Raw genomic sequence first — 18,050 nt, 5'->3', positions numbered from 1 at the left:
ATGAGACTGGCGGCTTTTCGCCTGATCGGCGAACCGGAGGGGACGCGCCGGGTCGGCCTGGTCGTGGGGGACGGGCCGAACTGGTGGCTGCACCCCTTCCCGGCCGGCACCGATCTGGTCGAGCTGCTCGCCGCGGACCGCGACGAACGGGAGGCGGCGGCCGACGGTGCCGCCCGCGGCGACGGGCTGCGGCCCGAGCAGGTCCGGCTGCTGCCCCCGGTCTACCCGGTGGCGATGCGCGACTTCCTCACCTTCGAGGCGCACGTGGACGGCATGGAGCGCGGGCACGGCAACCCGGGCCCGCCGCCGGAGTGGTACGCCGCGCCGTCGTTCCTGTTCATGGCGCCGCACGCGGTCACCGGACCGTTCGACGACGTGGCGATCGCGCCGGACACCGAGCGGTTCGACTACGAGCTGGAGATGGCCGCGATCATCTGCCGCGACGTGCGCAACGTCGACCCGGCGAAGGCCCGCTCGGCGATCGGCGGGTACTGCGTGATGAACGACTGGTCCGCCCGCGACGTGCAGGGCCGGGAGATGAAGCTGAAGCTCGGCCCGTCCAAGGGCAAGGACTTCGCCACCACGATCGGGCCCTGGGTGGTCACCGCGGACGAGCTGGACTCGTGCCGCGACGGCGACGGTTTCCTGGACCTCAAGATGACCGTGAGGGTCAACGGCGAGGTCACCGGGTCGGACCGGTCCGGGCACATGGGCTGGTCGTTCGAGCATCTGGTCTCGTACGCGTCCCGCGCCTCCTGGGTCAAACGCGGCGAGGTGCTCGCGTCCGGCACCTGCGGGTCCGGCTCGCTCGCGGAGGCGTGGGGCCGCAACGGCTCGCTGACCCCGCGGCCGCTGCGGGCCGGCGACGTCGTGGAGATGACCATCGAGCGGCTCGGGACGATCCGCAACCGCGTCGTCGCCGGTACCGAGACCGTGCCGGAGATCGTGCCGGCCCGCCGCCGGATCCGGGAGGAGGTGTGATGTCGTTCGTCTCCACCCGGGATCCGTCCACCGGCCGGGAACTCAGCCGCTATCCGGCCCACACGGCCGCCGAGATCGAGCAGGCGCTGGCCGCGGCCGCAAAGGTCGGCCCGGTTCCTCTGGAGGATCGCCTGGCGCTGCTTCGCGCGGCCGGGAAGCTGCTGACCGAGCGCCGCGACGAGTACGCGGCCCTGATCACCGCCGAGATGGGCAAGCCGCTCGCGGAGTCGCTCGCCGAGATCGACAAGTGCGCCTGGAACTGCGAGGTCGTCGCCGACCTGGCACCCGGATGGCTCGCCGACCGGCCGATCGAGGCCGGCGCCTCGCGCTCCTGGGTGTCCTACGAGCCCCTCGGCGTGATCTTCGCGGTGATGCCGTGGAACTTCCCGTTCTGGCAGGTGCTCCGGTTCGCCTGCGCGGCCCTGGCCGGCGGCAACGCCGCGCTGCTCAAGCACAGTCCCGACGTCACCGGCTGCGCCCTGGCGATCGAGCGCCTGTTCACCGACGCGGGCGCGCCCGCCGGACTGTTCCGCTCGCTGGTGATCCCCGCCGGCGAGGTTGCCGAGACGGCTCGGCGAATCGTCGCCGACCCGCGGATCGCCGCGGTCACGCTGACCGGCAGCGAGCGTGCCGGTGCGGCGGTCGCCCGGGTCGCGGGGGAGTCGCTGAAGAAGACCGTCCTGGAACTGGGCGGCTCCGACCCGTTCGTCGTGCTCGGTGACGCCGACGTGCCCGCCGCCGCGGCGGCCGCCGCCCGGTCCCGGTACGGCAACGCCGGCCAGAGCTGCGTCTCCGCCAAGCGCTTCATCGTCGTCGACGCGGTCGCCGAGCAGTTCGTCGCCGCGCTGCTCGGCGAGGTCGGGCGGCTGGAGATCGGCCCGCTGGCCCGCGCCGACCTGCGCGACACCCTGATCCGGCAGATCGGCGACAGCGTCGCCGCCGGAGCCCGGCTGCTCACCGGCGGCCGGGCCGTGGACGGGCCCGGTTTCCACGTCGAGCCGGCCGTCCTCGACCATGTCACCCCCGGCATGGCCGTGTTCACCGAGGAGACCTTCGGCCCGGTCGCGGCCGTCGTCCGCGCCCGCGACGACGAGCACGCCGTCGGCCTGGCCAACGACACCGCGTACGGGCTCGGCTGCTCGGTCTGGGGCGAGCCGGAGCACGCGCTCGCCGTCGGGCGGCGGATCCGCTCCGGGGCGCTGTTCGTCAACGCGCCGGTCGCCTCCGACCCGCGGCTGCCGTTCGGCGGCGTCGGCCGCAGCGGTCACGGCCGCGAGCTGTCGGCCGAGGGCGTACGCGAGTTCACCAACGTGCGGACCGTCGCGGTCTCCTAGGAACTTCGGAAAGGAAAGGTAATGGACCACCTCAACGTCCACGGGATCACCCATCTGCGGCACGTCGACCTGGCCGTGCCCGACTACGGGACACAGCGGGCCTTCTACCGCGACACCTGGGGGCTGACCGAGGTCGGCACCGACGGCGACCTGTCCTACCTGGCCGCCGAGGGCTCGCCGGAGCAGTACATCATCCGGCTGCGCAAGGCAGGCGAGAAGCGCCTCGACCTGATCGCGTTCGGCGCAACCGACCCGGCGGCCGTCGACGCGCTCGCCGCGAAGCTCGGCTCCGAGGGCGTCCAGCTGGTCGGCCAGCCGGGCAGGCTGCAGACCGCCGGCGGTGGTTACGGCTTCCGGTTCTTCGACGTCGACGGGCGCACGATCGAGGTCTCCACCGGTGTCGAGACCCGGCAGCACCGGGCCATCGAGGAGGGCGAGGCGATCCCGGTACGCATCTCGCACGCCGTGATGAACTCCAACGACCCCACGGCCACCAAGGACTGGTACGAGAAGTACCTCGGCTTCAAGCTGTCCGACACGCTGTGGAGCGCGCACATGGGCGAGATGATGCACTTCATGCGGTGCAACGACTGGCACCACAGCCTGGCGATCGCCCGCGGCCCGCACACCTCGGTGCACCACGTCTCGTTCGAGATGCGCGGCCTCGACGAGTACATGCGCGGCACCGGCCGGGTCATGCGCGCCGGCATCAAGAAGATCTGGGGCCCGGGCCGCCACCTCGCCGGCAACAACACCTTCACGTACTTCCTCGACCCGAGCGGCAACACGATGGAGTACACCACCGAGCTGGAGCGGCTCGAGACCGACCAGTGGCACCCGACGCTCTACGACATCGCCGACCCCAACACGCAGGACCAGTGGGGCACCGCCGACCCGATGAGCGAGATCATCGCCAAGGACAGCTTCAACGAGCCGGACCGCGGCCTCTTCGTCGCGCCGCCGGTCTAGGGGCCGGCGATGTTCGAGTACTTTCCCGGCAACTACATCTGGAACCTCGGCGTGGTGGCGACGCTCAACTCGGGCGGGACCATCGACGAGGTCGACCGCGCCTGCCGCCCGATCCGCGAGCTCGCCCAGCAGGGCTCGGACGTCGGCACCGGCGAGTTCATGGCGTCGTGGCGGCGGGTCGCCGACCAGATCGAGCAGCAGGCGATCGAGGCGGAGAAGGCGGGACACCGGCGCACCGCTGGGCAGAGGTACTTCCGGGCGGCCGCGTACCTGTGCCAGGCCGAGCGGATGCTGAGCAACTCCTCTCCGGAGCGCATTCCCACTTACCGCCACCTGCTCGAACTGATGGAGAAGTCCTTTGAGCTGATCGACCCGGCGACCACCCGGGTGGAGGTCCCGTTCGAAGGGACGACGCTTCCGGCGTACCTCACCAACGCCTCGCCGGATGGTTCGCCGGTCCCCACGATGATCATGTGGAACGGCCTGGACTCCACCAAGGAGCACATGTATACCTCGGGCTGGCCCAAGGAGATGGCCGCCCGTGGCATCTCGGTGCTGCAGATGGACTGCCCGGGCTCGGGGGAGGCGTTGCGGCTGCAGGGGCTGACCAGCCGGGTGGAGACCGAGGACTGGGCGCGGGCCGCCGTCGATTACCTCTCCGCCCGCGACGACGTGCGCTCTGACCGGATCGGACTGGTCGGCTGGTCGCTCGGCGGTTACTACGTGCCGCGCGCCGCCGCGTTCGAGAAACGCCTGGCGCTGGCCGTGGCGTGGGGCGCCAACCACAACTGGGGCGAGGTGCAGATCAAGCGCCTCGAGCGTGAGGGCGAGAACCCGGTGCCGCACTACTGGGAGCACGTCCTGTGGGTCTGGGGCGAGTCCGATCTCGACACGTTCATCGCCAAGGCCTCGCGGGTCAACCTCAACGGCATCGTCGAGCAGATCACCTGTCCGCTGCTGATCACCCACGGCACCAATGACCGGCAGATCAGCGTGGCGTACGCACACCAGTCCTTCGAGCAGGCCGTGAACGCGCCGAAGAAGGACCTCCGCCTGTTCACCCCCGACGAGGGCGCCACCGAGCACTGCGGGCTGGACCACCTGCCGCACGTGGCCGCCTACACCGCGGACTGGATCGAGGACACCCTTCGTGAGCTTTCCTGAGCACTTCCTCTGGGGCGTCTCCGGCGCCGGGCATCAGACCGAGGGCGACAACGTCAACAGCGACACGTGGTTCCTGGAGAACGTCACCCCGACCGTCTTCAAGGAGCCGTCCGGGCCGGCGTGCGACAGCTACAACCGCTGGCGGGAGGACGTCGACCTCGCGGCCGGGATGGGACTCAACGCGTACCGCTTCTCCGTGGAGTGGGCCCGCGTCGAGCCGCAACCGGGCGTGTTCGACTCGTCGGAGCTGGACCACTACGAGGCGATCGCCGACTACTGCCTCTCGCTGGGACTCGCGCCAGTCGTCACCTACAACCACTTCACGTCGCCGCACTGGTTCGCGAGCCGCGGCGGGTGGCTGGATCCGGGTGCGCCGGACGTGTTCGCCCGCTACTGCGACCGGGTCACGGCCAGGTTCGGGGACCGGATCACCGCCGCGATCACGTTCAACGAGCCCAATCTGGCGCGGCTCCTGACCTGGATGGAACTGCCTTCTTTCGTACGCGATCTGGAACGTGCCACGCTCGAAGCCGCCGGCGCCGCAGCCGGAGTGACCCGCTACCGCGCCGCGAACGTCATGCTCCCGGAGGAGATGGACGCGATGGCCGACGGCATGGAGGCCGGCCACCGCGCCGCACGTGCCGCGATCAAGGCCCGCCGCCCCGGCCTGCCGGTGGGGCTCTCCCTGGCCGTCGCCGACGACGTCGTGGTCGGCGACGACGCGAGCGTGCGGGACCGCAAAAGATCAGAGGTGTACGAGCGGTGGCTGCGCCTGGCCCGCGAGGACGACTTCGTGGGCGTCCAGAACTACGAGAGGCTGCACTACGACGGTGACGGCGCCGTCCCGCCCCCGCCCGGCGTGCCGCGCAACCAGATGGGCAGCGGGGTCGAACCGCTCTCGCTCGCCGGTGCCGTCCGCTACGTGCACGCCGAGACCGGTGTGCCGGTGCTGGTCACCGAGCACGGCATCTCCACGCCCGACGACCGCATCCGCGCCGAGTTCCTGCCGCCGGCCCTGGACGCCCTCCGCGAGGTGGACGTCCCGGTCCTCGGATATCTGCACTGGACGCTTCTCGACAACTTCGAATGGATCTTCGGGTACGGGCACCAGCTCGGCCTGCACACCGTGGACCGGGAGACGTTCGCCCGCACTCCGAAGCCCAGCGCCGGCGTCTACCGTTCGCAGGTGATCTCGGGGTTCAGGTCCGCCAGCTCACCGTCTTCGTTGTCCTCGTAGATCCACACGTGCAGGTCGTAGTGCACCGGCATCGGTGGCACGCCGGCCGGGACCGGGTGACCCTCCATCGGGCCGTCGAAGCCGTGCCCGAACAGGGTCGGCCGGTCCTGGTCGGTCTTCACGTTCTGGTCGGCGTCCGCCCGGAAGTACTCCAGCGCCACGAGCTGCGGCTTCTTGCCCTTGCCCGGTGGCGCGTACACCAGGATCTCCGGCAGCACCGGATCGATGTCCCGGTCCGCCGCCAGCATCGGGTGCACGTAGTGGAGTCCCATGCCGGGCACGCAGTCCTCGGTCGGCACGTACCCCGCCTTGATCGCCTTCTTCACGTCACGGAACTTCGTCGTCGCCTCCAGCAGCACCTCGCGCTGGGCGTCGGTGAGCGGATCAGGCTTTCCAGCGGCCCGCGCGGGAGCCGCGCTCCCGGCCAGCACACACACGGCGGCCAGGGCCGCCCGCAGAATTTTCACCCGATGACTCAACCACGCTGGACGGCCCCGGAAAGGGATAATCGGCAACAGTCGATCTGTTTGATCCGAAGGGGGCCAACCAGCAATGACGCTCCGCGACCTTCCTCCGTTCCGCGCCGACCACGTCGGCAGCCTGCTGCGCCCGGCGGCCCTGCTCGAGGCCCGCGCGGGCTTCGCCGCCGGCGACATCACCGCCTCGCAGCTGCGCGCCGCCGAGGACTCGGCCATCCGCGACGTGGTCCGGATGCAGCGCGACGTCGGCCTGCGTTCTGCCACCGACGGTGAGTTCCGCCGTACCTCATGGCACATGGACTTCATCTACCGCCTCGGCGGCATTCATCCCACCGACGAGAAGATCCAGGTCCACTTCCGCAACGCCGGCGGCGAACTCGACTTCGAATCGGCCGCTCTCGCCATCGACGAACCGGTCCGGCTCACGGAGACCATCTTCGGTGACGACTTCAGCTATCTCGCCGGCCTGGTCGACGCGGACGTGACCGCGAAACTCACCATCCCGTCGCCGAGCATGGTCCACTACCGGGGCGGGCGCGCGGCCATCGACCCTGCTGTCTATCCGGACGAGGAGGAGTTCTGGGCCGACCTGAGTGCCGCGTACGCCGAGCAGGCCCGCCGGGTCTATGACCTGGGCTGCCGGTATCTGCAGCTCGACGACACGAGTCTCGCGTACCTGAACGACCCGGCGCAGCGGGCGCTGCTCACCTCGCGCGGCGACGACGCGGAACATCAGCACCTGCGCTACATCAGGCAGATCAACGCGGCCATCGGCGACCGGCCGGCCGGGCTGAGCGTCACGACGCACATGTGCCGGGGCAACTTCCGCTCGTCGTGGGCGGCCGAGGGCGGGTACGACTTCGTCGCCGAGGCCCTCTTCAGCGAGCTGGCCGTCGACGGCTTCTTCCTGGAGTACGACGACGAGCGCTCGGGCGGCTTCGCCCCGCTGCGTTTCGTCCCGCCGGGGAAGATGGTGGTCCTGGGGCTGGTGACCACCAAGCGCGGCGAGCTGGAGTCGAAGGACACGCTGAAGCGGCGCGTCGAGGAGGCGTCGAAGTACGTACCCCTCGACCAGCTGTGCCTGTCACCCCAGTGCGGCTTCTCCTCGACGGTCGAGGGCAACGTCCTCACGTATGACGAGGAGGTGGCGAAGCTCGCCCTGATCGTCGAGACGGCCGAGGAGATCTGGGGCTGACGGTGAGCCGTGCGTCAGCGCCCTGATTCCGCTCCCGAAGGGGTCTGGCACGCGGCTGTCCCGGTCATTCGGCCATGACCAGGGCGAGGCGGCCGGTGCGGGCCTTCTTGGCGGTGTACATGGCGGCGTCGGCGCGGGCTATCAGGGCATCCGGGTCGGAGAGGCCGCGGGACCAGGCGGCGCCGATGCTGGCGGCGGGCTGGACCCACTCGCCGGCCAGTTCGAGGCCGCCGTTGGCGAGGGCCTCGACCATCGTCTCGCCGATCCGGCGGGCGTGGCCGGCGTCCGGGACGTCGCGGCAGATGACCACGAACTCGTCGCCGCCGAGGCGGCCCACCACGTCGTCGTGGCGTACCGCGGTGCGCAGGCGGCCGGCCACGTGGATCAGCAGCTGGTCGCCGGCGAAGTGGCCGAGGCGGTCGTTGACCTGCTTGAACTCGTTGAGGTCCAGGAAGATGACGGCGACGCCACGGCCGGCGGCGGCGCGGTCCTCCAGCGCCTCAAGAGTGGCCGCGCGGTTGTGGCAGCCGGTCAGCGTGTCGTACGTGGCCTGCTGCCGCAGCTGCTCGCGGAGCCGGACGTCCTCGGTCACGTCGGTGAAGCAGATGATCGCCCCGGTCACCGCGCCGGCGTCGTCGGTGAGCGCGCGCAGGCTCGCGCTGATCCGGCGCAGACCGCGCACCTCGTGGCGGTACCCGTACTCGATGTCGGTGTCGTCGCCGGTGCCGAGCACGGCCGCGAGGGCCTCCTCGACCATCGGGCGGTCGGCGGGCACCACGAGGCGGAGCACGTCGGTGATGCTGTCGCCGCCGGTCTGGCCGGCGGCGTGCGCGTACCGGGTGTTGCGGTAGACCACGTGGCCCGTGGTGTCGATCTGCACCACGCCCAGCGGAAGCGTCTCGGCGAGCCGTCGCAGCAGCTGCTCGCTCGCGCGCAGAGCCTCCTGGGCGGCCATCTCGTCGGTGATGTCGAGCATCTCGGCGAGCACGTGCGGGTCGTCGCCCTCGAGGCGGTTGTGGTTGGTGATCTCGAACCAGATCACCTCGCCGTCGCGGTGCAGATGGCGCAGGCGTACCCGCCGGGCCTCTCCCGCCGGTGCGCCCATCAGGTCCATCCAGCTCTTCACCGCACGGCCGCGGTCGTCGGGGTGGACCAGATCGAGGGTGCTGTTGCCGATGAGGTCCGCCGCCTCCCAGCCCAGCACCAGCCCGATCGCCGGGTCGGCGTCGATGACCTTCGCGACCTGGTCCTTGCGCATGGTGACCATCCGCGGCCGGGGCCGCTCGTAGTCCAGCCCGCCGCCGCTCAGGTGGGCCAGCCCGCTGATCAGGACGGTGACCACGCCGAACCGGTGGGTGGTGTCGACGAAGTGCAGGCCGATCTCCTGGTCCGGCATGGTCAGCGGCCGCACCGTGGTGCTCGCCCAGCCCCGCGTGCTGTGGCCGATCCACGCCTCCGCCACCTTCGTGTGATCGTCCGGGACGATCAGCGAGAGCGCGGACGAGCCGCCCTGGATCGAGCGCAGGCCGAGGCTCAGCATCTCGTCGGGCAGGGGCACGAACAGGCCCAGGGACGTCGTCGCGCCGACGATCGCGCCGGGATGTTCGGCCAGGAGAGCCTCGAGTGCCGCGTCGCGGTCCGCCGGTGTCGCAGAAGTCTGATCAACCACGGATCCCTCATCGGCGGGCCGGCCGGGATCCCCAGGAAAACCATCACCCCGGCGAGAGGCACCGCCTGGGATGTATCGACAAACGTCACTTTCTCGCTACGGTCGGGCGCACCACCCGCCCGTCTCCCCAAGGCAGAAGGGACGTCACGCGTATGCGTACCCCAGCCCGGATCCTCCTGGCCGCCGCCGTCGCGGTCGCCGGCCTGTTCGCGCCGGCCGCCGCCCTGGCCGCGCCGCCCGAGCCGACCCCCGGCACCCTGGTCGTCGGCGGCGAGCAGGCCACCGAGAACTACTCGTTCATGGTCTACGTCTCCGGCTGCACCGGCTCGCTCATCAAGGCGAACTGGGCCGTCACCGCCAAGCACTGCCCGACGCCGTCCTCGGTGCGGGTCGGCAGCATCGACCGCGCCAGCGGCGGCACCGTGGTGTCGGTTCGCCGCGCCGTCAACCACCCGCGGATCGACGTGAAGCTCCTCGAACTGACCTCGTCGGTCTCCCACGCGCCCGCGTCGATCCCCACGGCGTCCGGCGCCGTCGGCACGGCCACCCGGATCATCGGCTGGGGCCAGACCTGCCCCACCCGCGGCTGCGGCTCCACCCCGCGGATCGCCAACCAGCTCGACACCTCGATCGTCGCGGACAGCCGCTGCTCCAGCATCGACGCCGCGTACGAGATCTGCACGAACAACACGAACGGCAACGCGGGCGCCTGCTACGGCGATTCCGGCGGCCCGCAGGTCCGTCAGATCAGCGGCCGCTGGGCCCTGATCGGCGTCACCAGCCGGGCAGGCAACAACAGCTCGGTCTGCGCCACCGCACCGTCCATCTACGGCGACCTGCCGTCGATCCGCAGCTGGGTCAACACCCAGGTCGGCGGCCTGCCCGCCTGACACTCCGGACACCCGGGCGGGCGGAGAGCAGGGATCGCGCCGCCCGCCCGGGGCCGCGGAGAACATCGCTGAGCGCCTATGGTGGCGCGATGCGATTGTTTACCGGTCTGGCGGTTCTGGCCGTGCTTCTCACCGGGTGCAGCGCACCCGCGGAGCCGGTCGCCGCGCCGGTGCCGCAGGTCGCCGCGGAGGAGCCGGTGCTCGAGCCGGTTGCCGCGGCGGCGGCAGCGCCGAAAGCGAAATACGTCTTTCCGGTACGGGGGAAGAACGTCTCGTACCACAAGACACACTCCGGATACCCGGCCACGGACATCTTCGCCGCGTGTGGGAAGTCGTTCGTCGCGACCACCAGTGGTGTGGTGCTCGAGGTCAGCCGGGTCGACAAGTACAAGAAGAACAAGTCCGGTCCGTACAACGGCGGCAAGTTCGTGTCCATCCAGGGCGACGACGGTGTCCGTTACTACGGCTCGCATCTGAGCACGGTGCAGACCGGCATCAAGAAGGGTGTTCGCGTCAAGGCCGGCCAGTTGCTCGGCAAGGTCGGCAAGACGGGCAACTCCAGCGGCGTCTGTCACCTGCATTACGGCATCTCGCCGCCGTGCAAGAAGGCCGGCGACTGGAAGGTCCGGCGGGGTGTCGTGTGGCCCGCCAAGTTCCTCACCTCGTGGCGCAAGGACGGGCAGAAGAGCCCGGCCTCCGCGGTGCGAACCTGGAACAAGAAGCACAACTGCAAGGCCTAACCACCGACAGGGTACGGCGCCGGCCGCTCGAAAAGTCCGATGAGGCGTTCGGCGGCGGCGTCGTCACCGCGTACCTCTGCTGTCTGTGCGTCGAGTGACTCGCCCGCGAAGATCGCCCCCCGCCAGGCCGCGCTCGTCGTCTCGACCGTGACGTCCGCGCCCGGCGCAACCCCGCGCCGGACCGTGATCTCCCCGTCGGCGACCTCGACGATCAGACTGTCCCCGTCGAGCACCAGCTGACAGCGGATCCGCTGGTCCGCGTCGCCGGTGAACGTGGTGCGCATCGCCAGCGCGAGCGCGTCCACGCTGAGCTCCGCCGCCGACGTCACCGGCGTCCGGCTGCCCCAGCGCGCCAGCTGCACCAGCACCGGCTCCAGATCGCGGCCCTGCTCGGTCAGCTCGTAGGCCCACGCGCCCGTCGGCGGGCCCATGAAGCGGCGCCGGATCATGCCGGTCTCCTCCATCTCGCCGAGCCGGCTGGTCAGCATGCTCTGGCTCGCCCCGGGCAGCCCGCGCCGCAGCTGCGCGAAGCGTTTCGGCCCGAGGAGCAGCTCGCGGACCACCAGAAGAGCCCACCGGTCACCGACCACGTCGAGCGCCCGGGCCAGGCCGCACGGGTCGTCATAGGTTCTCGCCACGCTTGAAAGAGTACTAGGTAGTGCTAAATTAGCACCATGACGATTCCGCAGGGAGATCCGGAGCTGCTCCAGCACGAGACCGCACAGCGCCTCCTCGGTTCGACCGAGCTGGCCCGCCTCGCCTACGTGGCCCACGACGGCACGCCGCGCGTCATCCCGATGATGTTCCACTGGAGCGGCGAGGAGTTCGTGATGGCGACGTTCGCCGGCGCCCACAAGATCGCCGCACTGCGCGCCCGCCCGGCCGTTGCCGTCACCGTCGACACCGCCGGGCCGCCGCCGCACATCCTGCTCTTGCGCGGCGATGCTTCGCTCACCGACGTGGACGGAGTGGTGCCGGAGTATGCGTTGTTCCACCGGCGGTACTACGGGGAGGAGCAGGGCGCGGCGAACATCGCGCAGATCGACCACCCGGGGACCCGGATGGTGCGGATCGCGCTACGCCCGTCGTGGGTCGGCTTGCTGGACTTCGAGACGCGGGTTCCGGCGGTCCTGGGAGGCTAGGTCCACCAGTCGCCGACTTTGATCAGCGCGGAGATGACGGCGGCGGTGGTTTCGGCGGGGGAGTGGTCGGCCGGGGTGCCGAGGCGGGCCAGGGTGACGAGTTCTCCGGCCAGGACCGGGCGGGGATGCGCCGCCAGGACTCGGATCGCCCCCGACCAGGCGGAGTGTGCGTCGTCGCCGGCCGGCCAGCCGGGGGCGGCCGCGGCGATCGCTTCGAGCGCCCTGCGGCGGCGATCGGTGGAGTCGATCTGGACGGCCGCCCGCAGGAGGTCGGGAACGCAGCCGGGTGACAGGCCGGCGGACCGTGCGATGGTGAGCACGGCCTCGTCCCGTTCCCGGGGGTCGAGGGCCCACGCGGCGCGCAGTGCCGTGGCGATCACCTCGGGGCGATTCTCCGGCGGTACGATCCGGGAGAACGTCGCGAGCAGACCGACGTCGTTCTCATCGAGCAGGCTGCGAACGCGGTCTATCAGCGGTGGGCCGGGGATGGTGAGCTTCCGGTCGAGTATGCCGAGCAGCCGCGCGCGGCGCTCCTCGGCGGACAGGCTGCCGAGCAGTTCGACGAGCCGCGCCCACAGGCGGGCGTCGGTCGTGCGGTCCGGCCACCGGAGTAGGTCACACAACGCCTCGATCTGCAGCGACGGATCGGGAACCGCAGGGCGAGTTCCTCGAGCCGGCGGCGATGCTTCGGGCCGAGGACCGAGATGATGGAGAGCAGTGCCCCGCTCGGTGCGGCCGGCGATCTCCGAAGCGAGTCGATGATCCGGTCGGCGACCGCAGGCCGCCATGCCCGAGGGCCGTTGTTGTAGATCAGGTGGAGCGCGCCCCACTCGCTGAGGCTCGCGTGGATGAAGTACTGGTAGGGGCTCGCCGTGATGGCCTCGGCGACCCTGTCGATGGCTTCCTCGATCGTCATGCCCGCCCGGAGTGCCAGCGCGTCGGCCAGTGAGTGCAGCGCGAACGCGGTGAGCGGGTGCGCCTGGAGAGCTTCGCGCAACGGTTGCAGAAGCTCGGGCGGATGAATGCCGGCCAATGCACGATAGACGACGAGTTGGCCCTCGGCGTCCGATTTCAGAGCCTGCTCGACGATGATTTGCCGCTGATCCACCGGAACCGCGCGGCCGAGTTCGGCGAGGCGACGCGCATCCGCGGACATGGCGGCCAGTGTGAGCAGGCGACGTTTCGTGTCCGCTCCGAGCGTGCCGAAAACCGCGGCGACGGCGTCGGACAGTTGTACTCTGACGGCCCGTTTCGCGCGGGCGGAGACCCTGCCGGCCGCGTATTCGATCCGGTCCGGCGGGAGCACCCGGATGAGACCGACCCAGTCCCGGGGCGACGAGGGCCGCCGTTCGAACAGGGCCGTGAGATCGAGGGCCGACTGCTCCGGAACGGACCGTGGGAGACGTTCGAGGAAGTCACGCGTCGTCGCACCCGGTTCGTATCTCTCGATGAACATGGCGATCGCTCGGCTCAGTCCCTCGTCGCTGCGAAGGTCGCCGAGAATCATGACGAGACAACGCTGTTGCGCGGCGTCCGGCAGGTCCTCCACCGCCGCGAGCAGGATGCGGTCGAGGTTTGTAGTGAAACGGCGCCGCTCGGTGTGCAGGTAGGCCAGTCGGCGTTCCGGGTCGTCGATCGAGCTGATCAGGGCCAGAGCCTCGTCCTCGCCTTCCCGCCGGCGCGGCCCCGGCAACCTTTCCATGATCGTCAGCAGGGCCTTCAGGCGATTCTCGGGCTCGTCCTCCGAGCGGCACAGCTCGAGCAGGTCATCGACCGCGTCATCGGCCGGCGCGGCCGGCATCTCCCGCAGGATCTTGGCGGCGCCGGTGCCGGGGAACGATTCGCGATACAGCGCCACGTAACGCCGCTGGGCGATGCCGATCTCCTGAGCGCCCAGCAGCCGGATTCGCTCCTCGACGTCGCCGATGGTCTGTGAACTCGCCAGCGCCTCGTCCAGCAGGTCGCGGCGCGGGCGCCCGGTGTGACACGCGGCCAGCACCGTCAGCGCCAGCGCACGGTCGTACGCCACCAGCGACCTGGCCTCCTCGGCCAGCGCCGCGACCTCGCCGGCGGGTGCGCCGGGGCCGTCGACCGCGAGCAGATGCGCGGCGACGTGAAGCCCGGTCACGCGGTTCGGCAGCTGCGCGGCTGCCCTTCGTGCCCGGGTCCGTGCGGCGGCACCGAGCGCACCGGCCCAGCTCGGCAGCAGCCCGTCCGCTCCGGAAACGGCCCGGGTGGCGTCCACCAGGAGTTCCTCGACCGTCTCCCGGTCCGCTGTCCGCCACCACTGTGCTCGGAGCAGGTGAGCGGTCGCCTCCCGTTTCTCCGGCGCCTGCCGCACGGCGTCCAGCGCGCGCGAGCGCACCTCCGGCAGAAGCTCCGCCAGGGGGACCAGGATGCGAGGTGAGCCGGACAGCGCTTCGACCTCACGGACAATCCCGGGCTCGTACCGCGCCAGCGCGACCAGCGCGCGGGCTCGTACCTCGGTGCCGGGCAGTTCGCGGGCGGCCTGTACCGCGGCGGGAACGACGTCCGGCGGCAGGAACTCGGCGATGTAGGCCAGCGCCCGCCCGCGCTCCCGCTCCGCGCGGCCCGCGTTCGCGGCCGTGAGCGCCTCCCCGGCGGCGGCGGTCCGCTCCGGGTCCGGCAGGCGGGAGCCGGTCGCGGCCACCGCCCAGGCGCGCCAGGACGGCGACGATGTCGAGCGGGCGGCCGCCAGCGCGCGCCGCAACGAGGCCCCGTTCAGCAGCGGAGCGAGGTTGGCCAGGGCGAACGCGCGGTGCCGTGGGTCCTTGATCGTGGACGCGATGCCGAGGCACTCGTCCAGCCAGGAGGGTTCCAGCGCGGGCGCCAGGGCTACGACGGCGGCCGAGCGGCGGGACTCCTCCGACATGCGGCGGCAGATCGCCAGGGCCTGCGGCGCGGTGAGCACGTGCTCGCGGGCGGCGTCGGCGAGCAGGCGGGGCGGGACGTTGTCGCTGCGGGCGGCGACACTTCCGCGGGCCAGGGCGCACAGGAAGATCACCTCGGCGGGACCCGCCTCCTGTTCCGCCCGGCGCCAGGCGTGGTCGCAGTCGTTCAGGAAGCCGGCGTCCGTGCCGTCCACGGCGTGCCACGCCGCCAGCCAGCTCCCGTCGAGCAGGGCGTAGAGGTCCGCGCTCGGGGCGTGCGCGTTCTCCAGGTGCGTGCCGTAGTAGTTCAGGACGTAGCGGGAGACGTCGCCGGGTCCCAGCGAACCCGCGGTCAGCCCGGCGATCGTGCGCCGGCCGTACTCGAGGAAGCGGGAAATCCACCGCTGCTGCTCGCGCCGGCCCATCTTCTCGTGGAAGAACATCGCGAAGCGCGGGTGCGACAGGACGAACCCCTGGCGTACGCCGTCGCCGATGACGAACCGCTCGACCTCCTTGAGCAGCCAGGTCAGTTCGAAGCCCGCCGGGGCGTCCGGGTTGACCTCCAGCACGTCGTCGATCGTGAGCGGGCCGAGTGCCGACGCCAGGACGTGCAGGAAGTCCCAGAGCTCGCGGGGGCGGCCGGCGGGTTGTACCCGGGCCAGCTCGCGGCCCCACCGGTCGAAGTAGCCCCGCATGCCCTTCTCGATCGAGGGCAGGTCCTCCGGGGTGAGGCTCGCCGCGTCGCCGCCGGAGTTCAGCGCGTCGACGTAGAGGTGGACGAGCAGCGGGTCGCCCTCGCTGAGACGGTGCAGTTCGTCCACGATGTCGACGCGGGTCACCAGGCTGTCGAGGGGGTTGCCCATGGCCTGCAGGACGTCGCTGACACCGGCGCGGTCCAGCGGCGGCAGCGCGATGCTCTCGGCGCGATCCGGGCTTGTCCAGTTGAGCCGGGTACGCCACCCCGACTCGTCGGTGTCGCCGGCGACGAACCGCGCCGACACGACGACCCGGACACCGGGCGGGGGACCGGCCGGGAACAGGTGCGCGCCCGGCTCCCAGTCGGTCGCCTCGTCCAGCCCGTCGATGATCACCAGTAGCGGCCGGCCGGCGAGGGGGCGGCGGCGCAGGTAGGCGGTGATCTCCGCCTGCCACTGCTCGGCGGAGCGTTCGGCTCCGCTGACGGCCTCGCCGTGCTGGGCGGCGAGACGTCCGGCGAGGGCCGGGAGTGCGACACCGGCCTGCGCGGTGCGGAACCGGAGGCTGATCGGGACGAAGACGACGTGCGCGAGCCCGGCGGCCGCGACCTGTGCGGCCCAGCGGCAGAGCAGCGCCGACTTGCCCCGGCCCGCCTCGGCGGTGAGCAGCGCGTACGGCGGGCCGCCGGTGTCGGCGAGCCAGGCGTCGAGCTGCGCGAGCTGGGCGGTGCGACCGCCGAACGGCACCCGGCGGCCCAGGTACTCGTCGAGGAAGTTCTCGATCCACTCGGCGTAGACGGTGCCGGTGCCGGCCAGGTCGGGCGACGCGGATCGCAGGCCGAACCGGCTGAGGACCTGATCGATCGGCACGGCGTAGAGGACGTTGCTCGCGGTTTCCGACGGGCGGTTCCGGTGGTACGGCACCTGCTCGACGAGGACACCGATGACCCGGCCGCCGGAGAGGACCGCGCTGCCCGAGTAGCCGTCGAAGTCCCCGAAGCGGTCGTCGACGCGGAGTTGGAGCAGGTCCAGTCGCACCCCCTCGGCGTTGACCACGCTGCGGGAGACGTCGGTGACCGTGCCGCTCAGGCCGGGGTCGTTGTCGAACGGCTGCGCGTCGACCCGCCACTGCCCGCCGCGCGCCGGCCGCGCGGGAAGAAGGAAGTCGGTGACATCCGACGCGAGGAAGAGGACGGCCACGTCGTGCTGTTCGTCGCGCGCGACACGGGAGACGGGACGGCCGGCGAACCGGAGATCGTCCGCGTCGCGGTCGCGCACGACGTGGTTCGCGGTGACGACGGCGTTCGCGGTGATCGCGAATCCACAGCCGACGAACCGCCCACCAGCCAGGACCCGGCCATCTGCCACCGACTCAGGCTACTCATCCACGGCGGTGATCAGGGTGATGAGTTGTTCCCGGAAGTGGTGGTAGTCGTCGACCACGCCGAGGAGCTGTTCGGATTTCTGCTCCTCGGCGCGGGCGGTGGACAGTGCGGTGACGCCGGCCGCGGTGATGGTGACGGCGGTGCGGCGCCGGTCGGTGGTGTCCGGTACGCGCCCGACATGCCCCGTCCGGGCGAGGCGCTCGATGGTCCGGCTCATCGTCTGGTCGGTGACGCGGCACAGGTGTGCGAGTTCGCGCTGTGACCGTGGGCCGCTCTCCAGGTGGTGCAGCGCGATCAGGCCGGCGTGGGTGAGGTCCAGTCCGGCCAGGTAGCGGTCGAAACGGCCCTCCACCATCCGGGCGGCCACGGAGAGCAGCCGCCCGGTCGGCCAGGAGTCCACGTCGGAGCGGATCCGTTCGGCATCACCGGTCATCCGGCCATTTTCGCAATCAGGCCTCTTCGATGTCGGTGACCTTCGCCGTGAGCTTCTGCCCGGACGACGAGGTGGACAGGTCGCCCTCCAGGTCGTACCCGACGTAGGAGCCGTCGCCGGAGAGCGTGAACGTGCCGGTCCTCGGGCCGTCCTCGTCGCCGAAGACGTCGAACGTGATGTCGTAGTTCTTGTCCGGGTCGAACGTGACGTCGCTCTTCATCGCCACCTTGATCCGGTAGTCGACGAGGCAGCCGGCCGAGCCGAAGCACTCCTTCGACATCGTCTTCACGGTCAGCGCGAAATGGCTCGGCTTCGGCGTCTTGTAAGAGGGAGCCGGGGTCGTGGGCTCCGGCTCCGGCGTGGGCTCCTCAGTCGTCGGCTCAGGCGACGGAGCCTCAGTGGTCGGGTCCACCACGGGCATTGCGGGCACCGTGGGCACTGTGGAAACCGGGGCGACCGCGGCGGTCCGCGACTCCGCGTTGCTCACCGCGTCGGCGGCGAACGCCACCGCGGCCAGCACGAGCACGTTGATGAGCAGCGCGACCCCGCCCAGCGCCGTACCCAGGATCGACATCCACCGGGTGGACCGCATGATGCCGAGCACGCCGAACACACCGGCGACCACGCCGAGGACCAGCCCGACGCCCGGGATCCACGACAGCAGCAGCGCGGTGCCGCCGACGGCCAGCGCGGTGATCGCCAGACCCCTGCTCGGCTGGGGTGTGAACGGTGGCGTCATCGGGGGCATCGGCGCGTAGTACGGCGGCGGCTGTGCGGTCATTGCTCTGCGGGCCTCTCGGGACGGAGCGGAGGGGGTCCTGAGCTCTATCGGTCGAGGCACGCCAG

At 71.0% G+C, this 18,050-nt stretch carries 15 protein-coding genes; 9 read left to right on the top strand and 6 right to left on the bottom strand.

Features of this window, described 5'->3' with window-relative positions; all coding sequences use genetic code 11:
- From AB0M02_RS28340 to AB0M02_RS28320, 5 genes are read left to right on the top strand one after another with little or no spacing between them, the layout of a single operon-like run.
- Complete coding sequence (locus AB0M02_RS28340; protein ID WP_364232027.1) at window positions 1-981, top strand: fumarylacetoacetate hydrolase family protein; 981 nt, start codon at window positions 1-3, stop codon at window positions 979-981.
- Complete coding sequence (locus AB0M02_RS28335; RefSeq protein WP_364232024.1) at window positions 981-2,315, top strand: aldehyde dehydrogenase family protein; 1,335 nt, start codon at window positions 981-983, stop codon at window positions 2,313-2,315. Before AB0M02_RS28340 ends, AB0M02_RS28335 begins: the two co-directional genes overlap by 1 nt.
- A gap of 21 nt (window positions 2,316-2,336) precedes the next feature.
- The gene (locus AB0M02_RS28330; protein WP_364232021.1) at window positions 2,337-3,284 is read left to right on the top strand and encodes a VOC family protein; all 948 of its coding nucleotides are present in this window, start codon (window positions 2,337-2,339) and stop codon (window positions 3,282-3,284) included.
- 9 nt (window positions 3,285-3,293) lie between these two features.
- A complete protein-coding gene (locus AB0M02_RS28325) occupies window positions 3,294-4,448 on the top strand; it encodes an alpha/beta fold hydrolase (RefSeq protein ID WP_364232018.1) in 1,155 nt (384 codons plus the stop codon).
- A complete protein-coding gene (locus AB0M02_RS28320) occupies window positions 4,435-5,685 on the top strand; it encodes a family 1 glycosylhydrolase (RefSeq protein ID WP_364232015.1) in 1,251 nt (416 codons plus the stop codon). Before AB0M02_RS28325 ends, AB0M02_RS28320 begins: the two co-directional genes overlap by 14 nt.
- Here the strand turns inward: AB0M02_RS28320 and AB0M02_RS28315 are convergent.
- Complete coding sequence (locus AB0M02_RS28315; protein ID WP_364232012.1) at window positions 5,622-6,152, bottom strand: hypothetical protein; 531 nt, start codon at window positions 6,150-6,152, stop codon at window positions 5,622-5,624. The genes AB0M02_RS28320 and AB0M02_RS28315 overlap by 64 nt on opposite strands.
- An 85-nt stretch (window positions 6,153-6,237) precedes the next feature.
- Here AB0M02_RS28315 and AB0M02_RS28310 point away from each other — a divergent pair, with 85 nt between their 5' ends.
- Window positions 6,238-7,359, top strand: a complete 1,122-nt coding sequence (locus tag AB0M02_RS28310) for a 5-methyltetrahydropteroyltriglutamate--homocysteine S-methyltransferase (protein WP_364232009.1) — start codon at window positions 6,238-6,240, stop codon at window positions 7,357-7,359.
- Between the two features lie 64 nt (window positions 7,360-7,423).
- Here AB0M02_RS28310 and AB0M02_RS28305 read toward each other — a convergent pair whose 3' ends face one another.
- Window positions 7,424-9,028: a diguanylate cyclase gene (locus tag AB0M02_RS28305; protein WP_364232007.1), complete on the bottom strand. Its 1,605-nt coding sequence runs from the start codon at window positions 9,026-9,028 to the stop codon at window positions 7,424-7,426.
- A 152-nt stretch (window positions 9,029-9,180) separates the two neighbouring features.
- On the opposite strand from AB0M02_RS28305, the gene AB0M02_RS28300 reads away from it, so the two are divergent.
- Window positions 9,181-9,918, top strand: a complete 738-nt coding sequence (locus AB0M02_RS28300) for a trypsin-like serine protease (RefSeq protein WP_364232004.1) — start codon at window positions 9,181-9,183, stop codon at window positions 9,916-9,918.
- An 89-nt stretch (window positions 9,919-10,007) separates the two neighbouring features.
- Window positions 10,008-10,658 (top strand): M23 family metallopeptidase, encoded by a 651-nt coding sequence (locus AB0M02_RS28295; protein WP_364232002.1) that lies wholly within the window; start codon window positions 10,008-10,010, stop codon window positions 10,656-10,658.
- On the opposite strand, the gene AB0M02_RS28290 is transcribed toward AB0M02_RS28295, so the two are convergent.
- Window positions 10,655-11,296: a helix-turn-helix domain-containing protein gene (locus AB0M02_RS28290; protein WP_364231999.1), complete on the bottom strand. Its 642-nt coding sequence runs from the start codon at window positions 11,294-11,296 to the stop codon at window positions 10,655-10,657. The two genes, AB0M02_RS28295 and AB0M02_RS28290, sit on opposite strands and share 4 nt — an antisense overlap.
- 36 nt (window positions 11,297-11,332) lie before the next feature.
- On the opposite strand from AB0M02_RS28290, the gene AB0M02_RS28285 reads away from it, so the two are divergent.
- A complete protein-coding gene (locus tag AB0M02_RS28285; RefSeq protein WP_364231996.1) occupies window positions 11,333-11,800 on the top strand; it encodes a pyridoxamine 5'-phosphate oxidase family protein in 468 nt (155 codons plus the stop codon).
- 469 nt (window positions 11,801-12,269) lie between these two features.
- On the opposite strand, the gene AB0M02_RS28280 is transcribed toward AB0M02_RS28285, so the two are convergent.
- From AB0M02_RS28280 to AB0M02_RS28270, 3 genes are read right to left on the bottom strand one after another with little or no spacing between them, the layout of a single operon-like run.
- On the bottom strand, window positions 12,270-16,754 hold the full coding sequence (locus AB0M02_RS28280) for a serine protease (RefSeq protein WP_364231992.1): 4,485 nt from the start codon (window positions 16,752-16,754) through the stop codon (window positions 12,270-12,272).
- 9 nt (window positions 16,755-16,763) lie between these two features.
- A complete protein-coding gene (locus AB0M02_RS28275; protein WP_364231989.1) occupies window positions 16,764-17,204 on the bottom strand; it encodes a MarR family transcriptional regulator in 441 nt (146 codons plus the stop codon).
- 16 nt (window positions 17,205-17,220) lie between these two features.
- Window positions 17,221-17,985 carry a hypothetical protein gene (locus AB0M02_RS28270; RefSeq protein WP_364231986.1) on the bottom strand — a complete coding sequence of 255 codons (765 nt, stop codon included), beginning with the start codon at window positions 17,983-17,985 and terminating at the stop codon, window positions 17,221-17,223.
- Window positions 17,986-18,050 lie beyond the last annotated feature (65 nt).

It is taken from the genome of Actinoplanes sp. NPDC051861, from assembly GCF_040681145.1.
Classification (GTDB): Bacteria; Actinomycetota; Actinomycetes; order Mycobacteriales; family Micromonosporaceae; genus Actinoplanes.
This window is presented reverse-complemented; position numbering and strand designations above follow the sequence as displayed.

What these genes read in the sequence shown, in the direction of transcription:
- AB0M02_RS28340 (WP_364232027.1), top strand. Translation starts at nt 1, where the DNA reads ATGAGACTGGCGGCTTTTCGCCTGATCGGCGAACCGGAGGGGACGCGC.
- AB0M02_RS28335 (WP_364232024.1), top strand. Translation starts at nt 981, where the DNA reads ATGTCGTTCGTCTCCACCCGGGATCCGTCCACCGGCCGGGAACTCAGC.
- AB0M02_RS28330 (WP_364232021.1), top strand. Translation starts at nt 2,337, where the DNA reads ATGGACCACCTCAACGTCCACGGGATCACCCATCTGCGGCACGTCGAC.
- AB0M02_RS28325 (WP_364232018.1), top strand. Translation starts at nt 3,294, where the DNA reads ATGTTCGAGTACTTTCCCGGCAACTACATCTGGAACCTCGGCGTGGTG.
- AB0M02_RS28310 (WP_364232009.1), top strand. Translation starts at nt 6,238, where the DNA reads ATGACGCTCCGCGACCTTCCTCCGTTCCGCGCCGACCACGTCGGCAGC.
- AB0M02_RS28300 (WP_364232004.1), top strand. Translation starts at nt 9,181, where the DNA reads ATGCGTACCCCAGCCCGGATCCTCCTGGCCGCCGCCGTCGCGGTCGCC.
- AB0M02_RS28295 (WP_364232002.1), top strand. Translation starts at nt 10,008, where the DNA reads ATGCGATTGTTTACCGGTCTGGCGGTTCTGGCCGTGCTTCTCACCGGG.
- AB0M02_RS28285 (WP_364231996.1), top strand. Translation starts at nt 11,333, where the DNA reads ATGACGATTCCGCAGGGAGATCCGGAGCTGCTCCAGCACGAGACCGCA.
- AB0M02_RS28275 (WP_364231989.1), bottom strand. Translation starts at nt 17,204, where the DNA reads ATGACCGGTGATGCCGAACGGATCCGCTCCGACGTGGACTCCTGGCCG.
- AB0M02_RS28270 (WP_364231986.1), bottom strand. Translation starts at nt 17,985, where the DNA reads ATGACCGCACAGCCGCCGCCGTACTACGCGCCGATGCCCCCGATGACG.